This window comes from Ekhidna sp., from assembly GCF_039960695.1.
In the GTDB taxonomy this organism is placed as follows: Bacteria; Bacteroidota; Bacteroidia; order Cytophagales; family Cyclobacteriaceae; genus Ekhidna.
Window position 1 is genome coordinate 257,972 of sequence record NZ_JBDVKP010000004.1, and the last position, 17,796, is coordinate 275,767.

General features: G+C 38.7%; 17 protein-coding genes and 1 tRNA gene. 9 read left to right on the forward strand and 9 right to left on the reverse strand.

Annotated features, from left to right (window positions below):
• Nucleotides 1–202: 202 nt before the first annotated feature.
• The 3 genes from ABJG98_RS01835 to ABJG98_RS01845 all read left to right on the forward strand — a co-directional run bounded on the left by ABJG98_RS01835 (nt 203) and on the right by ABJG98_RS01845 (nt 2,526).
• Entirely contained in the window at nt 203–1,114 is a 912-nt protein-coding gene (locus tag ABJG98_RS01835; RefSeq protein ID WP_348277751.1) for a universal stress protein, read from the forward strand.
• Between the two features lie 10 nt (nt 1,115–1,124).
• Nucleotides 1,125–1,970 carry a universal stress protein gene (locus tag ABJG98_RS01840; RefSeq protein WP_348277752.1) on the forward strand — a complete coding sequence of 282 codons (846 nt, stop codon included), beginning with the start codon at nt 1,125–1,127 and terminating at the stop codon, nt 1,968–1,970.
• A 73-nt stretch (nt 1,971–2,043) separates the two neighbouring features.
• A complete protein-coding gene (locus ABJG98_RS01845) occupies nt 2,044–2,526 on the forward strand; it encodes a hypothetical protein (protein ID WP_348277753.1) in 483 nt (160 codons plus the stop codon).
• Here ABJG98_RS01845 and ABJG98_RS01850 read toward each other — a convergent pair.
• The 4 genes from ABJG98_RS01850 to ABJG98_RS01865 form a co-directional block, all read right to left on the reverse strand.
• Complete coding sequence (locus tag ABJG98_RS01850; protein WP_348277754.1) at nt 2,520–3,449, reverse strand: hypothetical protein; 930 nt, start codon at nt 3,447–3,449, stop codon at nt 2,520–2,522. The genes ABJG98_RS01845 and ABJG98_RS01850 overlap by 7 nt on opposite strands.
• Before the next feature lie 117 nt (nt 3,450–3,566).
• The gene (locus ABJG98_RS01855) at nt 3,567–4,448 is read right to left on the reverse strand and encodes a M91 family zinc metallopeptidase (RefSeq protein WP_348277755.1); all 882 of its coding nucleotides are present in this window, start codon (nt 4,446–4,448) and stop codon (nt 3,567–3,569) included.
• A 117-nt stretch (nt 4,449–4,565) separates the two neighbouring features.
• Nucleotides 4,566–5,081 carry a hypothetical protein gene (locus ABJG98_RS01860; RefSeq protein WP_348277756.1) on the reverse strand — a complete coding sequence of 172 codons (516 nt, stop codon included), beginning with the start codon at nt 5,079–5,081 and terminating at the stop codon, nt 4,566–4,568.
• Nucleotides 5,082–5,254: 173 nt separating this feature from the next.
• Nucleotides 5,255–5,328, reverse strand: a tRNA-Asp gene (locus ABJG98_RS01865).
• Nucleotides 5,329–5,458: 130 nt separating this feature from the next.
• Here ABJG98_RS01865 and ABJG98_RS01870 point away from each other — a divergent pair.
• The 3 genes from ABJG98_RS01870 to ABJG98_RS01880 are packed head-to-tail and all read left to right on the forward strand — an operon-like array spanning nt 5,459 to nt 7,628.
• Nucleotides 5,459–6,403, forward strand: coding sequence for an acetyl-CoA carboxylase carboxyltransferase subunit alpha (locus ABJG98_RS01870; protein WP_348277757.1), 945 nt, complete (start codon nt 5,459–5,461; stop codon nt 6,401–6,403).
• Nucleotides 6,404–6,408: 5 nt separating this feature from the next.
• Nucleotides 6,409–7,077, forward strand: a complete 669-nt coding sequence (locus ABJG98_RS01875) for a hypothetical protein (RefSeq protein WP_348277758.1) — start codon at nt 6,409–6,411, stop codon at nt 7,075–7,077.
• A complete protein-coding gene (locus ABJG98_RS01880) occupies nt 7,074–7,628 on the forward strand; it encodes a lysophospholipid acyltransferase family protein (RefSeq protein WP_348277759.1) in 555 nt (184 codons plus the stop codon). The genes ABJG98_RS01875 and ABJG98_RS01880 overlap by 4 nt, the downstream gene beginning before the upstream one ends.
• A 68-nt stretch (nt 7,629–7,696) precedes the next feature.
• Here the strand turns inward: ABJG98_RS01880 and ABJG98_RS01885 are convergent, their stop codons facing one another.
• On the reverse strand, nt 7,697–8,482 hold the full coding sequence (locus tag ABJG98_RS01885) for a C4-type zinc ribbon domain-containing protein (protein ID WP_348277760.1): 786 nt from the start codon (nt 8,480–8,482) through the stop codon (nt 7,697–7,699).
• A gap of 8 nt (nt 8,483–8,490) precedes the next feature.
• Complete coding sequence (locus ABJG98_RS01890) at nt 8,491–9,612, reverse strand: Nif3-like dinuclear metal center hexameric protein (RefSeq protein ID WP_348277761.1); 1,122 nt, start codon at nt 9,610–9,612, stop codon at nt 8,491–8,493.
• A 123-nt stretch (nt 9,613–9,735) separates the two neighbouring features.
• Here ABJG98_RS01890 and ABJG98_RS01895 point away from each other — a divergent pair, with 123 nt between their 5' ends.
• Both ABJG98_RS01895 and ABJG98_RS01900 read left to right on the forward strand, forming a co-directional pair.
• Nucleotides 9,736–11,592: a putative porin gene (locus ABJG98_RS01895; protein WP_348277762.1), complete on the forward strand. Its 1,857-nt coding sequence runs from the start codon at nt 9,736–9,738 to the stop codon at nt 11,590–11,592.
• Entirely contained in the window at nt 11,592–12,191 is a 600-nt protein-coding gene (locus ABJG98_RS01900) for a tRNA-(ms[2]io[6]A)-hydroxylase (protein ID WP_348277763.1), read from the forward strand. The genes ABJG98_RS01895 and ABJG98_RS01900 overlap by 1 nt, the downstream gene beginning before the upstream one ends.
• Nucleotides 12,192–12,234: 43 nt before the next feature.
• Here ABJG98_RS01900 and ABJG98_RS01905 read toward each other — a convergent pair whose 3' ends face one another.
• Nucleotides 12,235–13,491, reverse strand: coding sequence for an asparagine synthetase B (locus ABJG98_RS01905; protein ID WP_348277764.1), 1,257 nt, complete (start codon nt 13,489–13,491; stop codon nt 12,235–12,237).
• Between the two features lie 60 nt (nt 13,492–13,551).
• Between ABJG98_RS01905 and ABJG98_RS01910 the strand changes: the two genes are divergently transcribed.
• Nucleotides 13,552–14,790 carry an ABC transporter permease gene (locus ABJG98_RS01910; RefSeq protein WP_348277765.1) on the forward strand — a complete coding sequence of 413 codons (1,239 nt, stop codon included), beginning with the start codon at nt 13,552–13,554 and terminating at the stop codon, nt 14,788–14,790.
• Here ABJG98_RS01910 and ABJG98_RS01915 read toward each other — a convergent pair whose 3' ends face one another.
• Nucleotides 14,791–16,023, reverse strand: coding sequence for a pyridoxal-dependent decarboxylase (locus tag ABJG98_RS01915; protein ID WP_348277766.1), 1,233 nt, complete (start codon nt 16,021–16,023; stop codon nt 14,791–14,793).
• Between the two features lie 93 nt (nt 16,024–16,116).
• On the reverse strand, nt 16,117–17,766 hold the full coding sequence (locus ABJG98_RS01920; protein WP_348277767.1) for a hypothetical protein: 1,650 nt from the start codon (nt 17,764–17,766) through the stop codon (nt 16,117–16,119).
• Nucleotides 17,767–17,796: the final 30 nt, after the last annotated feature.

Genomic DNA, 17,796 nt, shown 5'->3' on the forward strand with positions numbered 1-17,796 from the left:
GATATTCATCATCGGGATGATGAAAGTCAATCGGCAAGGCTGTAAAAGTCATTACGATCCAAGCTGACAAATAATAGCTTTGGATAAACCAAAATTGAAAGTGCATGAAGTGATAATAAACATTCGAGGGCTAAAATATGCTGCCCTCTAGAAGGATGTTTGTTGGAATTCCACGTGTACCATTGAATAAAACTATACACAGATGAAAAAGATACTAGTACCTGTCGATTTCTCACATGTAAGTAAACATGCTACTCAGTTTGCAATTGAATTGGCCGAGAAACATGATGCTGAAATCACCCTTTTAAATAGTGTTCATTTTGATTATTACACTGATTATCAGTTTACATCTTTCGCAAGTGCAAAGACACTTATGCAAGATGTTAGAGATGCCATGGTAGGTAAGATGAAAGAATTTGTTTCCAAGTTTAATACTCGAAGAAAGATCAATACCAAAATTGATGAAGTCTACTTGGTAACTGCGGTGAAAGAAATGACCAAAAAGGAAGGTTATGATCTGGTAGTGATCGGAACAAGAGGTTGCTCTGGACTGGAAGAGGTGATCATTGGCTCAAACACAGAGAAGATTGTTCGAAATGCAGCCTGTCCTGTTATTTCAGTTCCTGATAAGATACAATTGGCGGAGATCAAGAAGATTTTGATTCCGCTGGATATTAGAGAGATCAAGAGCAGTTTCTTGAAAGAGGTAGCTAAACTGCAAAGAGACTTTGGAGCAAAATTGGAGTTCCTGTGGGTTAAAACACCTCATAACATTGAGAATGAAGAGATGGTAAGCATAGATTTAACCAAGCAAATTCAAACTCATGGAATCAAAAACTTTGAGTTTACTATTGTGAACAATGTATTTCCCTCAGATGGAATTCTATATCGAGCCGATGAAATAGGCGCGAATATGATCGCAATGCCTACTCACGCAAGGAGAGGGATTTCCCATTGGTTATCTGGAAGCCTTACAGAGGACACTGTAAATCATATTAATATTCCTGTATGGTCATTTAAGATAGATAAAAGCGAAAAATCGATAACTTTAGATAGTGTGGTGCATGCTCATGGGAAACCAGAGTATAAAAAAATCGAAATCTTAACCCATTAATCAAATCAGCATGAAAAAAATATTAGTTCCAGTTGACTTTTCTGAATTAGCCTCTCACGCACTCAATTTTGCTATTGAGTTCAATGCGAAGGTCAAAGGAGAAATTCTCCTCGTTCATGTAGTCGATATTCCTGTCGGCCATGTAAGTTTTACAGGCGAAGTAGATAATCCGTCAGTAGAGAATTTCTATACGGGAGAATATATTAAAGCAACTAAAAATAAACTTGATGAGTGGGCAAAAAGAGTGGAGGATGTTGGGCAGAAGGTTTCAGTACATTTAAAGTATGGAAATGCTTTTACGAGTATTAGCAAAATCGTTGCAGAAGATCCTTCAACCTGGATTATCATGGGATCAAAAGGAGCTTCCGGTTTGAGGGAAGTATTTATCGGTTCGAATGCTGAGCGAATGATCCGATATGCCACTTGTCCTGTGATAATAATTAAAGGAGAAACTCATCTGAAAGATATGAAAAGTATGGCTTTTGCCTCTGACCTAAGTCAAGAGCAGGATCTGATAGCAGATCATGCAAAGGACATTCAGGAAATGCTTGGGTTGAACATGCATCTGGTGAAAGTAAAGACTCCTTATAACTGGTTGGATGATAGCCAGGCAAAAAAGCAATTAGAGCATTTTGCGGAACGCAATTACCTAAAGGATTTTACAGTGACTAGTGTAGATGCGGACTTTACCGATGAAGGGGCCGTGAAATTCGCTGAAGAAGTGGGAGCAGGTCTGATCGTAATTGGCACTCATGGCAAAAAAGGCATTGCACACTTGTTAGGCGGGTCTATTGCTGAGGATATTGTAAATGAATCTAAAGTGCCAATCTTAGTTTTTAAGATTCCTGATTTGTAATTGATAGAAGCGTTTTCAAATTATGTAGATCTTTTGTTGCTTGGCAGCACATCTGATTACTTTTAGGGGGTCAATGAGAAGAGGATTATTGCCATTTTTAATTTGCATTTACGGCTGTGCTGTGCAAAATGCTGACCTAAATGAATCATTAGATGATTCGTATGTTCAACTCAACTTTCAGAATTGTGAACCAGCTAATGAGTATAAATTTCTGGAATTGATTTTACCGCCAGGTTATCGCATGACAAAAGCTGAAGAACACGGATTCTGTGAGTATCGGTTTGAATACAAAGATGAGTCAATTCTTTACATCAGCTCGAATACCTTTTCCGGATCTAAACTCAACTATGAAAACCGGCTTAAGTACAATATTAAGACGTACTCAAAAAATCGTAGTAAAAGTGACACAATAAGAAACGACGGAGTAGAAGAAGATAAGAAATATTGGTTGGAATGGATCAATGGTAGCTATACGGTAGGCTATATCAATGCCGTTGATACAACAAAATTTATTCAAGCACTTGAGAGTGTGCGCTTAATACAAAACCCTCAATAGCGAGCTGGTACTGGAAGAGGATAGGTATAAGGAACCCCTTTCCAAACCAAAGCACCACCCGTATTGGCTTTGAATTTCAATTTCATTTCCATTTCTTTTCTAATAATGTTTTCATGATAAAGAGCCCGTATTTCCCTTGCGGACATAACCTCTCCATAGGCAGGCATAAGTTGATCATCGAGTAAACCATAATTAGCATCATAGGCATGAGCCAGTTCATGAGCTAGTTTGATTATACCTAGAGCTGGTGTCCACCTAATTTCCGCTCCACTGCCAATCTTATCAAATGGCGCATAGTTCACAAGCAATTGGCCTTTATCAATGACTTGAAAAGCATATGCATTGTTATTCAAAAAGCCCAATCGATTATCTGGTAGCGGTACCAAAGTATAACTTTCAGTGATGTTGGAAAGTGATATGACAAACTTGTTTTCTGAGTTTTGAAGTGTCTTGATGATATTTTTAGCATATGGCGACTCTGTTTCTAATCTATTGAGAATTCTAACAGCTTTTTTAAGCACTTTTTTAGTCTCATTGACATCAGCCGCAATAGACACACACTTTTCATTTAAGACCCAAATCCTTTGATTTTTATATTGAAATGTTACATTATTAAATTTTATCCAAAGTCCTCTTTCTAAATAGCATAGATCAGGATCTTTATGCGTGAAGGATGACTTATGAATTAATTGAGCCCTCGGCCCTAAAGGATTGAAGGAGTCAATGAAAACTTCGTCTTTGCAGCAAGAGTAGACTGAGTCATATTCAAGAGTGCTCAGTCGTTTGAATACGCTAAATAAAAACTCCTGTGATATTGTATCAGGTGCAGTTGATTGTTTATGCGCTTCCTGAGCATTTGTGCAATTGTAAAACTGAAGGGTAACAATAATGAATAGTGAAAAAGATAGATTTCCTCTCTGCATGGGCTCTTATTAGAAATAGCATGCAAAGATTTAGTGAGTAATACGTCTATGTAGAATGTCAACGTGTACTTGATGTATACAGAAATACCTACCAGGTGCACAGGAAGTATATTATGATCAATATCGAGCTGGAACTGGAAGAGGATAGGTATATGGCATTCCTTCCCAGACCAAGGCACCACCAGTGTTGGCTTTGATTCTCAATTTTATGTTCATCTCTTTTCTGATCATGTTTTCGTGGAAAAGTGCACGTATTTCCCTTGCCGACATAATCTCTCCATAGGCTTGCATCAGTTGGTCGTCAAGCAAACCGTAATTAGCATCATAGGCATGAGAAAGCTCATGGGCTAGCTTGATTTTCTTATGCTCTGGAGCCCACCGAATTTCTGCGCCGCTGCCAATTTTATCAAAAGGAGCATAATCTACAATCAGGCTTTCTTTTTCGATGACCTGGAATGCATAAGCGTTGTTGTTCAATACACCCAGCCGATTATTTGGTAGAGGAAATAACGTATAACTATCAGTAGTATTGACAAGTGAAATCACAAACTTGTTGTCCGAGTTTTGAAGTGTTTTGATCATATTTCGTGCGTAAGACGATCGTTTTTCTAAGTTCTTCAATGCTTTCACTGTCTTTCTAAGTGCCTTGTTGAATTGGAAATAATCCACCTTGACTAGCTTAGCGTTTGCATCTAGCAAACGAATTCCTTGATCCTCATAAAGAAAGCTTTTGCTACCAAGTTTTATCCATAGGCCCTTTTCCAGCTTTGATGGTGGTTCATTAATACACGAATAAGATTTGTTGCGCATGGATTGGGCATTGGGTCCAAGTGGGTTGAAAAGATCGATGTAACTTATGACTTTTGCTTCCTTGCGAGGTTGGTCAATATTTGAAGTAGCCAAAGCGGCAAACATATCTTGATACTGACCAGCTGCTGATTGAAGCGCTCCCATTAATATCACCAAAATCAAGCCTCTACGTATCCGTTTTAATGTCATTATGTTTTTAAGTCCTAGTTGAGTTGTAAGACTTAAGAAACGGTCATGATGAACCTGTAGCTAACAAAATGAAAGAAAATTTGGTTTTTTGTAAAAAAGAAGATTAAAAAATAACTTCTAATCGAGTTTGAGGTGATGGATATGCTCATCAATGATATCAATGCGATAGGTAATGCTGTTCAGATACTTCACGAGTTCTTTTTCGAACTTTTTGATGTCCTTCTCATATTGTTTTACCGTCTTCTTGTCAAATGTATCATCAATCTCCTTGATCATTGTGCATTCATTCAAAATAAACGTCTTAAAGTTAACTGTAGAATACTCTGTTTCTAATTTTTCAATATCCTCCAGTGTGGCAGCAGCTTCGGCATCTTGAGTTCCCTCGTATTTAGCTTGAACAATGAAATAAAGTGTGGTGTCCCAATGATGTATTTGGTCGAGCAGTCCAGTGGTTTCAGTTTTGTATTTTTCTGAAGAGCAAAAATTTTGAATGCCCTGATAGTCTTTCAATGCTATCGCTGTTTCATCCCATCGCACAGTCAATGCATCTATCACTTTCACAATGTTTGGTGACTGTTGAGCGGTTGTGAAAAAATTTAAAGCAATCAGGACAAAGAAGAATAGTTTTTTCATGGCGGTGAAAGTTATACTTAGAAAGTTGGAAGATATAGAATATTCATGAAGTAGGTCTGGCTATTAACGATCGACTGGCGTTGTTCCCCTATTCCAGAATAATTCTGTTAGAATTGAAAAGTTGGTATAAACAAAAAAACCCATCTCAAAAGAGACGGGTTTTGTGCTTTTAGCGGTCCGGACGGGACTCGAACCCGCGACCTCCTGCGTGACAGGCAGGCATTCTAACCAGCTGAACTACCGGACCGTGCTACAAAAGCGTTGCAAAAGTAAAAGCTTCTATTTTCCTAAACAATAGCTGAATCTTATTTTTCTTAAGAATATTTTAAACCCGTTTAATCCTTTCACAGTAAGTTTGTCCCTGCAAATTCAATCCTATGTTATTAGACTTTGAAAAACCAATTGCCGAGCTAGAATCCAAACTCACAGACATGAAGGAACTGGCCAAAACCAGTGATGTCGATGTGTCGGCCACAGTAGACCAATTGGAAAAGAAAATAGTGAAATTGAAAAAGGAGACGTTTAGCAACCTGACCAGGTGGCAAAGAGTGCAACTCTCTCGTCATCCCGAACGACCTTATACCCTGGATTACATTTATGAGATTACCAATGACTTTATCGAGTTGCATGGTGATCGCACAGTCAAGGATGATAAAGCCATGGTTGGAGGGTTTGGTAGCATCGGTAGTCAGACGGTAATGTTTATTGGCCAGCAAAAAGGAAGATCTACCAAGCAACGCCAAATGAGAAACTTTGGAATGGCTAATCCAGAAGGCTATAGAAAAGCGCTGCGATTAATGAAAATGGCGGAGAAGTTCAACAAGCCTATTGTGACGTTAATAGATACTCCGGGAGCATTTCCCGGCTTGGAAGCAGAAGAAAGAGGACAGGGCGAAGCAATCGCCAGAAACCTGAAGGAGATGACGATGCTCAAAGTGCCAGTGATCTGTATCGTCATAGGGGAGGGCGCCTCAGGAGGTGCCTTGGGTATAGCGATTGGTGATCGCGTCCTGATGATGGAAAATACCTGGTATTCAGTAATCTCACCGGAATCTTGCTCATCCATTCTATGGAGAAGCTGGGATTATAAAGAGCAAGCAGCTGAGGCATTGAAGCTTACAGCTGACGATATGCTAAAGAACAAGCTAATAGATGGTATCATTAAAGAGCCTTTAGGTGGAGCTCATATGGATCTTAACAAAAGTTCTGCTGAGTTAAAGAAAGTTATTCTGAAAGAGCTAAAAGACCTATCAGCGTTGAAACCTCGGGATCGAATCAATCAACGTATAGAGAAATTTTCTTCGATGGGTTCCTATAAATAGAACAAATGAAATCATCTCGCTGGACAGATCACCTCCTTAATTTTCTAGCAGTAATACTTGGTGTATCATTAGCGTTTATCATTTCGAATAAATCGGAGCAAGCCAGGGTTAATAAGGAATTTGAACAGAATCTTGAAGCAATACTAGATGAAGTAGAGTCAGATATCTACACATTTGAGTCATATCAAATACCAGATAATAAGAAGAAATTAAATCAAATGCAGGAAACCTTGCAGATGATTTCCAACAAAGTAGGTGAGGATAGTCTGAATAGCAAGTTGACCGTTTTTTTTGATGTCAATAACTATGCTCCAACAAATATTACGATCAACAGCCTTATTTCGTCAGGCAAGCTCGATTTAATCAATGATTTTGAACTGAAAAGGAAGATATTAGCATATCAAAATACTTCAGAAGAATTGACTGCTCAAGGAAAATTCCAGATTGACTTTCTCATGGATCAAGTCACCCCATGGTTTATAAGAAACAGTAAATTTTTTGTAGGAGTAAAAAGAGGGTGGTACCTGGAAGATAATTCTGAAGCAATAGTCATCTTTTCACTCTATACTTCTTTCGTTGCTAGCAAAATTGGCAAATACGAATCTGCTTTGGAGGAAGCTGAAGTTCTGAAAGACCTGATAAACAAGTATCAATTAGATAAAGGATTGAAATGATTAGGTGGGTTTTATCAAGCTTATATAAGTTGGCAGGTTGGAAAGTTCAAGGAACCAAGCCAGAATTAAAGAAGTATGTCATTATTGTGGCTCCACATACCAGCAATTGGGACTTCTTCGTGGGTTGGGGTGCTCGAAACGTCATTGGATTTTATCCTAACTTTTTAGGTAAAAAAGAGCTCTTCAAAATACCAATTATCGGTTGGTTTCTAGCCTCAATTGGTGGAGTACCAGTAGATCGAAAGAATAAAAGAAAAAGCACCCAGATTGTTCAGCAAGTCGTAGATCTTTATAAAGAGCGTGATGAATTTATCATGACAATTACACCTGAAGGGACCAGGAGCTACTCACCAAGATGGAAAACGGGTTTTTATCGTATTGCCACTGAGGCTAACGTTCCTATTGTCAAGATTGCTTTTGACTATGCTACAAAAACGGTGTATGTAGACGAACCTTTCTATCCGTCGGGAGATATGGATAAGGAGATGGAGGAAATTAAAGATTATTACAGACAGTTTGTTGGAAGAAATCCAGAAAACGGAGTCCGATAGATGCAATGAATGACAAATAAAAAAGGCTACCAATTTTGGTAGCCTTTTTTATTTGAATCTTATGCTATCTAGTCTTTAGTAGCTGCTTTCTTTCTAGTCGTTCTTCTTTTAGGCTTCACTTCCTCCTCAATCACATCTTCAACATCTGAAAGAATTCTTCCACAATGTTCACAAACGATAATTTTCTTCTTTTCCCTAATCTCAGCTTGTTTTTGAGGTGGAACTACGTTGAAGCATCCTCCACATGCACCACGCTTGACAGGCACTACAGCCAGACCATTACGCATGTTGATTCTTACTTTTTCATAAGATTTTAAAAGTCGCTCCTCTACGCCTTTAGTTGCTTTGGTTCGATCTTTCTCCATCTTCTGCTCATCAGCTTCAGACTCTTTTACTATATTCTCAAGCTCTTCTTTTTTACTCTTCAGATCTTTTTCTCTTTCAGAAAGGATAGCTTTTGTTTCGCCCATTTCTTCTTTCTTGCCATCGATCTTCTCGTGTGACTCTTTGATTCGCTTTTCAAGAATTTGAATCTCTAATTGCTGCAATTCCATCTCTTTGGTGATAGCGTCGTACTCACGGTTGTTCCGTACGTTCATTTGCTGCTCTTCATACTTCTTGATTAGCTTTTCAGCGTCCTTGATTGCAGTTTTATTAGCAGAGATCGCATCTTCAAGTGCTTTCTGCTCCTCGTTTTGCTTTTCAATTCGAGTCTGGTATCCTGCTATCTCATCTTCCAGATCCTGAACCTCCTCAGGGAGTGCGCCCCTGATCTTTTTTATCTCATCAATTTTTGAGTCTAGTGCTTGTAGTTTTTCTAAAGCTTCCAGCTTTTTAGCTACTGTATTTTCCATTCAGTTTTCTATAGATATTTGATCGGATTCGTGTCTACCTTCGACAAACGGAACGCAAAGTTAGTGAAATTTTTAGTTAAAGCATCTAGTATTAATTCTTTCGTGAATACTTCACTTTCGTAGTGCCCAATATCCGCAATTATTATATCTCCATTGGCTTCAAAGAAGTCGTGATATTTGAAGTCTCCGGTAATAAAAATGTCTGCTTTTCTGCGAATAGCCTGACTCAAGAGAAAACTGCCTGAACCCCCACAAATTGCGATTGTACGTACTTCTTTCTTTACCAACTTTGTATGGCGAATGATATGAAGATTCATCTGCTTTTTTAAATGTACCAGAAAATCTTTAATCGTCATTTCTGTAACTAATTCTCCAATCATTCCAGAGCCTATTTCCTGATTTACATTGGTAAGCGGATTAATGTAATACGCTACCTCTTCATATGGATGTGCATGAGTCATGGTGCTAATGACATCATTCAGACGAAAGTCTGGGACTAACACCTCAATTCTAGTTTCATTTACCTGCTGTTCTTCACCCGCTTTCCCAATAGTAGGGTTACTTGTTTCATTTCCTCGAAAAGTTCCCATACCTTCCAATTGAAAACTGCAACGATCATATTTGCCAATGTTGCCAGCACCAGCAGCAAACATCGCATCCAGAATTTTTTGCTTGTCATCTGTCGGTACAAAAACTGTGACTTTGGAAAGAGTTGATGTTTTTGGGTTGAGAATAGATACTTTTTTCAAACCTATTTTTTCAGCAATCTTATGATTCACTCCTGTATGTACATTATCCAAATTGGTGTGAATGGCATAAATACCAATGTCATGCTTTATTGCTTTACGAATACATCGATCAATCCAATGTGAATTTCCGATGCCCTTGATCCCCTTAAATATGAATGGGTGATGAGCAATGATAAAATTTGAGTCAGTCTCAATGGCTTCATCTATCACGTCCTCAGTAATGTCCAGTGTGATCAAAGCCTGACTAACTGGATCACTTTTTTCACCAATGAGCAAACCTGAATTGTCATAGGGTTCTTGCAGACTGAGCGGAGCCCATGATTCCAAAAAAGTAGTAATGTCTTTGATTTGCATGAGGTTGTGCAATATTCGTTCGTACAATAATAGTTGATCTAAAAGCGAGTTTTAAATCGGATTTCGAATAATTCGTTCATATTCGGAATGCTTTTTGTAAATGACTCTGAAAAGCATCTTATCCATAAAAAGCAATCATTAAATTTGCGCGTGCGAATATTTTTATTTCTCATAACGTTTTGCTTAATAGCTGAACTGTCTGCACAGATTGTGGACGATTCTACTAAATTGGTGTATGGACCCAAAACCACCGAGTACACCTCTGAAAATAACCTCCTAAATAACTTAGAAGCTTTTCAAAATGTAGATACCTCCATTTATCTATTTGAGCGACAATCATTTTATGATCGATCTGGAAGGCGATTTCAAGATCTGGGAAGTTTCGGTACTGCACTTTTCCCCATATTCTACACCCCGCAAAGCCTTTTTGGGCGCACGTCAGGTTTTGACGCATATGATAGGTATGCATATCAGCCAACCGATGTAAAGTACTACGACACTAAGTCTCCTTTCATCAACCTATTTGTCTATTTGGGTGGTGGAAATAGAAATATTGTATCTCTTGGCTTTTCAAGAAATGTGAATGAGAACTGGAACATTGGATTTGACCTTAGGAAAATTACAACCAATAAACAGCTGGCACCTGAAAACAGAACGGATAGACAAGTTATTGGGACATCTTTTGTTGGCTATACGCATTATAAACATTCAAAAGTACCCTATCAATTAGCAGCGAATTACTCAAGTATGAGTCACAAGGTGGTAGAACTAGGAGGTGCAAGGCCAACTGCTGATTCTTTGCGGACAGATTTCTTTTTGTTCGATAATGCCTTACTAAGGCTGGATGATGCGCAAGGCATAATTAAAACTAATCGGTGGCACTTATATCAGGATTATCAGATAGCAAAACAGTTTCAGCTATATCACATTTTTGATTATCGAAAGGAAACAAACATTTATAAGGATTTTGCGGGAAGTACTGGAGTAGGAGGTTACGATCCATACAATGATTTTTATGAAGACTTCTTAATTGATCCTGATTCCACACAAGAAAGAAACGTGTTTACTTCTTTATCCAACGAAACAGGGATTAAAGGAGATTTTTCATCTGTTTTCTATCGATTTTATGCGCGTTTGCGATCCATCGATTGGCAATATCTTCTATATGATCCAGGAGAAGCAACAATAGAGAAGTACCTCGGTGGGTATGTTCGATTTAATTGGAGAGAAAAATTTGCAGTAACAGGAAATGCTGAATATCTGGTTGGTGGAGAATATCAGTTTGGAGGAACTTTATCTAGTAATTTGATCAATGTTTCATACAATTCCATGAAATTCAATGTTCCTTTTGTCTATTCAGATTACTTCGGAAATCATCATGAATGGCACAATAATTTCACTTCAGTATTTAGCAATAAACTGGTTGGTCAGCTGAATTTGCAAGTGAAGTCATTTGAATTTAAACCCAAAGTGAGTTTAACTGCTTACAACAATTTCATTTATTTTAATCAGGATATTGAACCAGCTCAAGCGAGCGATGGAGTGCTTATCTCTTCTTTTGGAGGAGACTTTAATTTCCGTTTTTTTAATGAAAAAAAGGAAGGTTGGCATTTGGAAAATGAAGTGCTTATATCTAATGTTTCGGGCGGTGATTCTGATAAATTGAGAGTGCCTGATTTGTATTACAATGGCAGATATTTCTGGCGAGGCAACTGGTTTAAAGATCTGGTTCCTGTAGAAGTTGGTATCGATATGCATGGAAGGTCATCGTATTTTGCTAATGCTTATGCACCAGAAATTCAACAGTTTTATCTCCAGGACGACCAAGAGGTTTTTGGATATCTAGCCGCAGATTTATTTGTAAACATGCAAGTGGACAAGTTCTTCTTCGCTTTAAAATGGACACATTTAAATCAGCCGCAGGATGATGGGTATTTCGTGACTCCAAACTATCCGGGTCAGCGAAAAGTTATTGATTTGACAGTTAGATGGATGTTTTTCGATTAATGGAACCTTCAAAAACAACACTTGGACTTGAGTTGCCAACAGATCCACGTTGGGTAAATATCGCAGAAAAGAACATTGAAGATATTTTAGTAGATCACGCATATTGTGAGCAAAAGGCAGCCTCTTCGTGTATTTCACTTATCATCATGTTTCCTGAGCGTGAGAAGCTCATCGATGTGCTAACACCTGTTGTAGCTGAAGAGTGGGCGCATTTCGAATTAGTAATAGAACATTTAAAGAAGCGAGGCTTTAGTTTGGGAAAGGCGCGTAAAGATGAATATGTATCTCGTTTAAACGGTGTAATGAGAAAAGGCGGAACTAGAGATGAACAGCTAGTTGAACGCTTACTGTTAAATGCCCTGATAGAAGCTCGTAGTTGTGAGCGGTTCAAGTTGCTTTGGAAGAATATTGCCGATGAAGAGTTGCAACGTTTCTACTATGATTTAATGGTCTCTGAGGCAGGGCATTATCATAACTTCATTGAGCTGGCAAAAGAGTATTTACCTGAAAAGAAAGTAGAAGTGCGTTGGAAATACTTCTTGAATGAAGAAGCAAAAATCATGAAAGAGCTCACACCGAGAGCTGATCGGATGCACTGATAATCAATTGACTAATTCTAATCCACGATTACTTATTCACTAATCATGTTTTCTGCTTCTTTTTCTTAGCAGCCGGAAACAAGATGTTATTCAATATCAATCGATATCCGGGAGAATTTGGATGTAAGTTTAAATCTGTGGGAGGTTCGTTCACAAAATGTTGATAGTCTTCTGGGTCGTGTCCACCGTAGAAAGTCCAAAAGCCTCTGCCCAAAATTCCATGGACATACTTGGCTTCACTTATGCTAGGTGTTTGTCCCATTACAATCACATCACCTTTTACCAGTTGCTTTTTAAATCCAGTTGTTTGCCCCATGAAACCATGAACAATCTTTTGATGATTTTGAGTGAGCATGGTTGGTATCGGATCCCATTTAGCGGAAAACTCAAAAAGTGTGAAGTAGTCATTGTTTTCAACTAAGCCACGCTCGTTTGCCTGATTATCAATGTTTGAATATTCATACCTCATAGGATCCCGCTCGATGGTGAAATTTTCGAAAGCCATTGTTTTCGAAAAGTCTAACTTAGACTGTGCCCGCGGATCTGCAGGATCTCCATCATAAATGCTTTCCACGATATCCAATCCTTCTGCTGCCAATGCTATGTCATAAGTATCTGTTGCAGAGCACATAGCAAATAGAAAACCACCACTAGCGACATACGATTTAATTTTTTGAACTGTGGCAAGCTTCAATTGAGAAACTTTACTGAAGCCATTGTTTTTAGCTGACTCCTCGTATTCCCTTTGTTGCTGCTGATACCAAGGAAAATGATGATAGGCTCTATAAAACTTACCATATTGGCCGGTAAAGTCTTCATGATGCAAGTGGAGCCAATCATACTTTGGTAGCTCTTCACCCATTATCTCATCATCGAATATCACATCATAAGGTATCTCTGCATATGTCAATACAAGCGTAACTGCATCGTCCCATGGCTGCTTGCTTTTGGGAGAGTAGACGGCAATTTTTGGGAATTTTTCAAGCTTCATCACATCCATATTAGATGAAGGACTGGCAATTACGTTTAAAATTTGATTGGCTTCAGCATCGGAAATTACTTGATAGGATACACCCCGAATGATACACTCATTTTCAAAAGCCTGTAGATGCTTCACCATGAAACTGCCACCTTTATAATTGAGCATCCAATCCACTTCAACCTCTTTAGTTAATATCCAATAGGCTATTCCGTAAGCTTTGAGGTGATTAGATTGGGTCTCATCCATTGGGATAAGGATATACGCCGCCTGACTGGCTATACAGACATTTAAGAAAATTAGTAACAATATTCCCCTCATATGCATCACTTTTGTATATACAACGTTAATCAAAACCTTGTGTTTTACTAAAGTCAACCGATGAACATTAAAGAAAACATCAAAGAAGGGATCAAATCGATCAAGGCCAATAAATTAAGAACCTTCCTTACTGCTGCGATCATTTCTATAGGTATCACTTCATTGGTTGGTATTCTCACTGCGATTGACGGAATCCAGAGCTCAATAAATAGTAGCTTTTCAAGCTTAGGCGCTAATACCTTTGATATCGAAGATAAGCGAAGGTCTAGAGGCTCTTCAGACGGGAAAAAAGAAAAAACGTATCCAAAAGTCACCTATCACGAGTTGCTGACATTTAAAGAAAAGTATGAAGGACCCGGCGTTGTTTCAATATATACGGTAATCACCGGACAGGCTGAAGTGAAATATGGTTCTAAAGTCACCAATCCAAATCAGATTGTAAGGGGAGGAGATGAGAACTATCTAACCGTAGATGGCTACGACGTTGATAAAGGGCGACCTTTTTCGGCTAATGAAAGTTTGAATGGAAGCTATGTGGCTTTGGTTGGTAGTGATGTAATCACTGAGTTGTTTGACGATAACGAAAGTCCTGTAGGTAAGAAGATCAGCTTAATGGGTTCAAAATTTAGAATCGTTGGGACAATTGCCGAGCAGGGCGGTGCAAGTGGAAATTCGAACATTGATCGGACGATCATTATACCTATGCAGACTGCAAGAATCATTGCTCCCGAAAGAAATTTCGGGTATGAGATTGCAGTGTCTGTCCCCGACCCAACTCAAATGGATAATGCAATGGGTATTGCTAGAGGTTTGATGAGAGCAATTCGTCAGGACAGGCCAGGCGAGGAAGACTCTTTCGAATTGTCGGCCAGTAAATCTTTGGCGGAGCGAATGGGAGAGATCACGGGCTACCTAAGAGCTGGTGGCTTCACTATTGGATTTGTCACTCTTATAGGGGCATCGATTGGACTAATGAATATAATGCTGGTTTCCGTTACTGAGAGAACCCGAGAGATAGGTGTAAGAAAAGCACTTGGAGCTACACCTCTCAAGATTCGTCAACAATTTCTTATTGAAGCAATCGTAATTTGTCAAATGGGTGGTATCGGAGGTATCGCTCTTGGAATGGCCATAGGGAACCTTACCTCAATTTTTATTTTTAAATCTGGCTTTGTAGTCCCTTGGCTTTGGATGCTCGTGGCGGTAGCAATCGGAATTGTTGTAGGATTACTTTCCGGATACATTCCTGCTTACAAAGCTTCTAAACTTGATCCAATAGATTCACTGAGATTTGAGTAGTCAGGCATGAGTTACTGGTTGGATTTGCATCATGAATCGATCCAGCTGCCCCTGAGTTACATGATCCATGACTACTATCTTATACCAATTGGGATTCTCATCATGTGTATCCGGTACTAGCATAAATTCTCTGGCCACCTGAGGATCTATTTGTGAAGCTTTAATTGTGACAATATTCATGCGAGGGTCTCTGTAATATTCAATTCCCATATCTGACAATTGATCACACAATCGGTTTGTTTTTTCAAGCAGCTTATTGATTTTCATTTTCCAACCCTCTGAACCGTACGTGCGCATGATCATCCAAACGGCAATTGCATTTGCTCCTGACCGACTACCAACTAGTGTGTAATCCTTGCCTTTTACATAGTTGGCTTCCTCGGTGAGTGCGTATTCCATAAACCCCTTTCTAGTCAGGTAGATTCCGGTTCCATATGGTGATTGTAGCATCTTATGTCCATCCAATGTAAAAGAATTGATCTTAGGATGACTGAAAGTCAGCTTAGAGTTTGAATCTGAAAATGGATAAATAAAACCACCAAAAGCACCATCAATGTGGATTTTATAGTTGAGGTTTAGTTTGTCCGCCCATTCGGTGATCGGATCAATATTATCCACCGAGCCAAACATAGTAGTGCCCATGTTGAGGACTATGATGAAATATTTTTTACCATCAGTGTGAGCACTTTTGAATAGCTCCTGAGCTCCTTCCGAAATTTGTCTGTTTTGCTTGTCTACTGGGAGGACTAGATTGGAGAGGCTCAATAATGAAGCCGCTTTAGGCATGGAGTAATGCGCATCTTCAGTATAAACAAGAGAGATATCCTCTGACTTGGCATTGAATTCTTGTTCATAGTAGCGCTTCAATACCCAAATTGCCTGAATGTTTGCTTCAGTTCCGCCTGACGCAACGTATCCATCATAGCTACTATTCTGACCGCCGAATATTTCCTTTGCACATAGATTAATTAACTCTGCTTCAATTTTCTGAGTCCCTTCAAATGCTGCTTCAGATTCATTCAATGTATGACAGCCAATATGATTGGGATTAGCGATCATAGCAGATAGGAAAGGAGCATCCTTTAGAAAAGGGGCATCGTGATAAAAGACTTCTGTATCTAAGAAAGAAGCCGGAAGGCCTAGAACGGTCTTTTGCCGATAATCTAAATTCTGCTCTAGCGCATTAAATATCGTTTGCTTAATTTTCTTGTGACTATATGATTCCCAGTGCATAATCGTACTTTTTCACAAAAGTAGTTGTTAATGCAACTAAATTCAATTTTCTACCTGAGTTTATGGTTATGTTTGAATTTTCAAGTGAGTAGCCTATAGAGAAATGCTTACACCAAAGTATGGCATCACATATTTGGTTGCTTCATAGCCACCTTCAGCAGTGGGCGTAAACAACCAATAATAATCAACACCAGTCGCTAGGAATTTATTCATGTGATAAATGAATCGCATTTTGGCAAGTGATCGCTCATCAAAGCTGAATGCATCTCCAAGATCATCTAAATCACCTTTTACATAACTGCCATGAAAGGAGAATTTGTTAGCCAGTCTTTCCATATCAGCGGATAACTCAACAAAGGCAGGTGAAGCGGCAGATATATCATCAGGTATCATAAGACTCCCGCCAAGAGAGACCTTTTTCAAAACATGACCCCTCAATGAGCCATAAATTCCATTTTTTCCATCTGTGGTCACAAGTGAAGCAATCCTACGATCCTTATTTATCTCATACATCGAGTTAAAAAATTGTGGAATGTAGTGATCTGAATTATTCAATCGTTCAATTCTAATATCTGTGCTAAATACATCAGCAATGAAATGCATTCTGAAATTCATTCCAATGGAAGTTCCCGAGCCTGTTTTAAAATCACTTTCTCCAAGTACAGAGGCAAATGCTGATAACGTATCACTTTTGATGTTTAATTTAGAATAGGAAGCAAATAAATCAATTTGAATAAATGGTGAGCTTAATAAAGTAACACCCATATCTACACCAAAACCTTTGACGCCAGATTTGGTAAACGAGTATGTTGTACTTGTTGAGTCGCTGGTAATTATACTTGTTTGATCCTTGTCGGAGATAAATGATGCACCTACTTCCAGGGTATTAATCACTTTAATTGGAAAAGCAGAGAGTGGCCTGATGTAGGGTCTTGCAGCAAATAGGTTGAAAGATTCAGGATTTAGATCGCTATAGAGCAATTCAAGGCCGATGAATCTGTCGTAGTTGAAATCAGCATGTATTCCCACTTTACGTTTTTCATAGCTTGTGGAGTTTGTGTAATTATTCATAAGTCCACCATAGCCAAGCATAAGCCCGGAAATTTCACCAGCCTTCACGTAAACAGGATCATTTTTCTGAACTCCATATCTTATGTAGCGAATTAATCTGGCGACACCCACACCATCTTCGAATATTTCTGTTCGTATTGAATTATCATCCAAGCCGTATAAAATTGGCACATTTAAGCCTACGCCAACTTTCCCAAATTTAAACTCAGGAGATAAGACTAAACCGACATAGTCTTTACCATCAATTTGGGTATAGGTCATACCTCCGTTTATACTTCCATCTTCGTTAGGGAGCACCATGGGTTCTCGGAAATCACTAATTGGTGGACGCTCGACTCGCTCTCTTTTTGGCTTAGGTTCTTCCAACTCTTCTGAAGTGAGAGAATCGATCTGACTAATTGTGGATATTGAATCGGGTTTGAGTGTATCTGATTGAATAAGTAGTGACTGCAGCTTTAAGCTATCCAGAGCTAAACTGTCTGACGGGATTTGCAAAGAGTCAATTTTGATTTGCTCATCTTTCTTCTTGCGCTTCTTCTTTTTCTTCTTCTTGTCATCCTCTTCCCATAAATAAGAATAATCCGAATATTTGTCTGAAGTTTCCTGAGAATAACTCTTTGGGAGAAATAGCAATAAGAAGGAGATTAAAAATAAAGCTGACTTGATATTCATAAATTTCAAATGGATTCTTATCTATGTAGA

Bases quoted from the DNA above. Each gene is read 5' to 3' on its own strand.
- ABJG98_RS01835 (WP_348277751.1), top strand. From the start codon at position 203: ATGAAAAAGATACTAGTACCTGTCGATTTCTCACATGTAAGTAAACAT.
- ABJG98_RS01840 (WP_348277752.1), top strand. From the start codon at position 1,125: ATGAAAAAAATATTAGTTCCAGTTGACTTTTCTGAATTAGCCTCTCAC.
- ABJG98_RS01845 (WP_348277753.1), top strand. From the start codon at position 2,044: ATGAGAAGAGGATTATTGCCATTTTTAATTTGCATTTACGGCTGTGCT.
- ABJG98_RS01850 (WP_348277754.1), bottom strand. From the start codon at position 3,449: ATGCAGAGAGGAAATCTATCTTTTTCACTATTCATTATTGTTACCCTT.
- ABJG98_RS01855 (WP_348277755.1), bottom strand. From the start codon at position 4,448: ATGACATTAAAACGGATACGTAGAGGCTTGATTTTGGTGATATTAATG.
- ABJG98_RS01860 (WP_348277756.1), bottom strand. From the start codon at position 5,081: ATGAAAAAACTATTCTTCTTTGTCCTGATTGCTTTAAATTTTTTCACA.
- ABJG98_RS01870 (WP_348277757.1), top strand. From the start codon at position 5,459: ATGTTATTAGACTTTGAAAAACCAATTGCCGAGCTAGAATCCAAACTC.
- ABJG98_RS01875 (WP_348277758.1), top strand. From the start codon at position 6,409: ATGAAATCATCTCGCTGGACAGATCACCTCCTTAATTTTCTAGCAGTA.
- ABJG98_RS01880 (WP_348277759.1), top strand. From the start codon at position 7,074: ATGATTAGGTGGGTTTTATCAAGCTTATATAAGTTGGCAGGTTGGAAA.
- ABJG98_RS01885 (WP_348277760.1), bottom strand. From the start codon at position 8,482: ATGGAAAATACAGTAGCTAAAAAGCTGGAAGCTTTAGAAAAACTACAA.
- ABJG98_RS01900 (WP_348277763.1), top strand. From the start codon at position 11,592: ATGGAACCTTCAAAAACAACACTTGGACTTGAGTTGCCAACAGATCCA.
- ABJG98_RS01905 (WP_348277764.1), bottom strand. From the start codon at position 13,491: ATGAGGGGAATATTGTTACTAATTTTCTTAAATGTCTGTATAGCCAGT.
- ABJG98_RS01910 (WP_348277765.1), top strand. From the start codon at position 13,552: ATGAACATTAAAGAAAACATCAAAGAAGGGATCAAATCGATCAAGGCC.
- ABJG98_RS01915 (WP_348277766.1), bottom strand. From the start codon at position 16,023: ATGCACTGGGAATCATATAGTCACAAGAAAATTAAGCAAACGATATTT.
- ABJG98_RS01920 (WP_348277767.1), bottom strand. From the start codon at position 17,766: ATGAATATCAAGTCAGCTTTATTTTTAATCTCCTTCTTATTGCTATTT.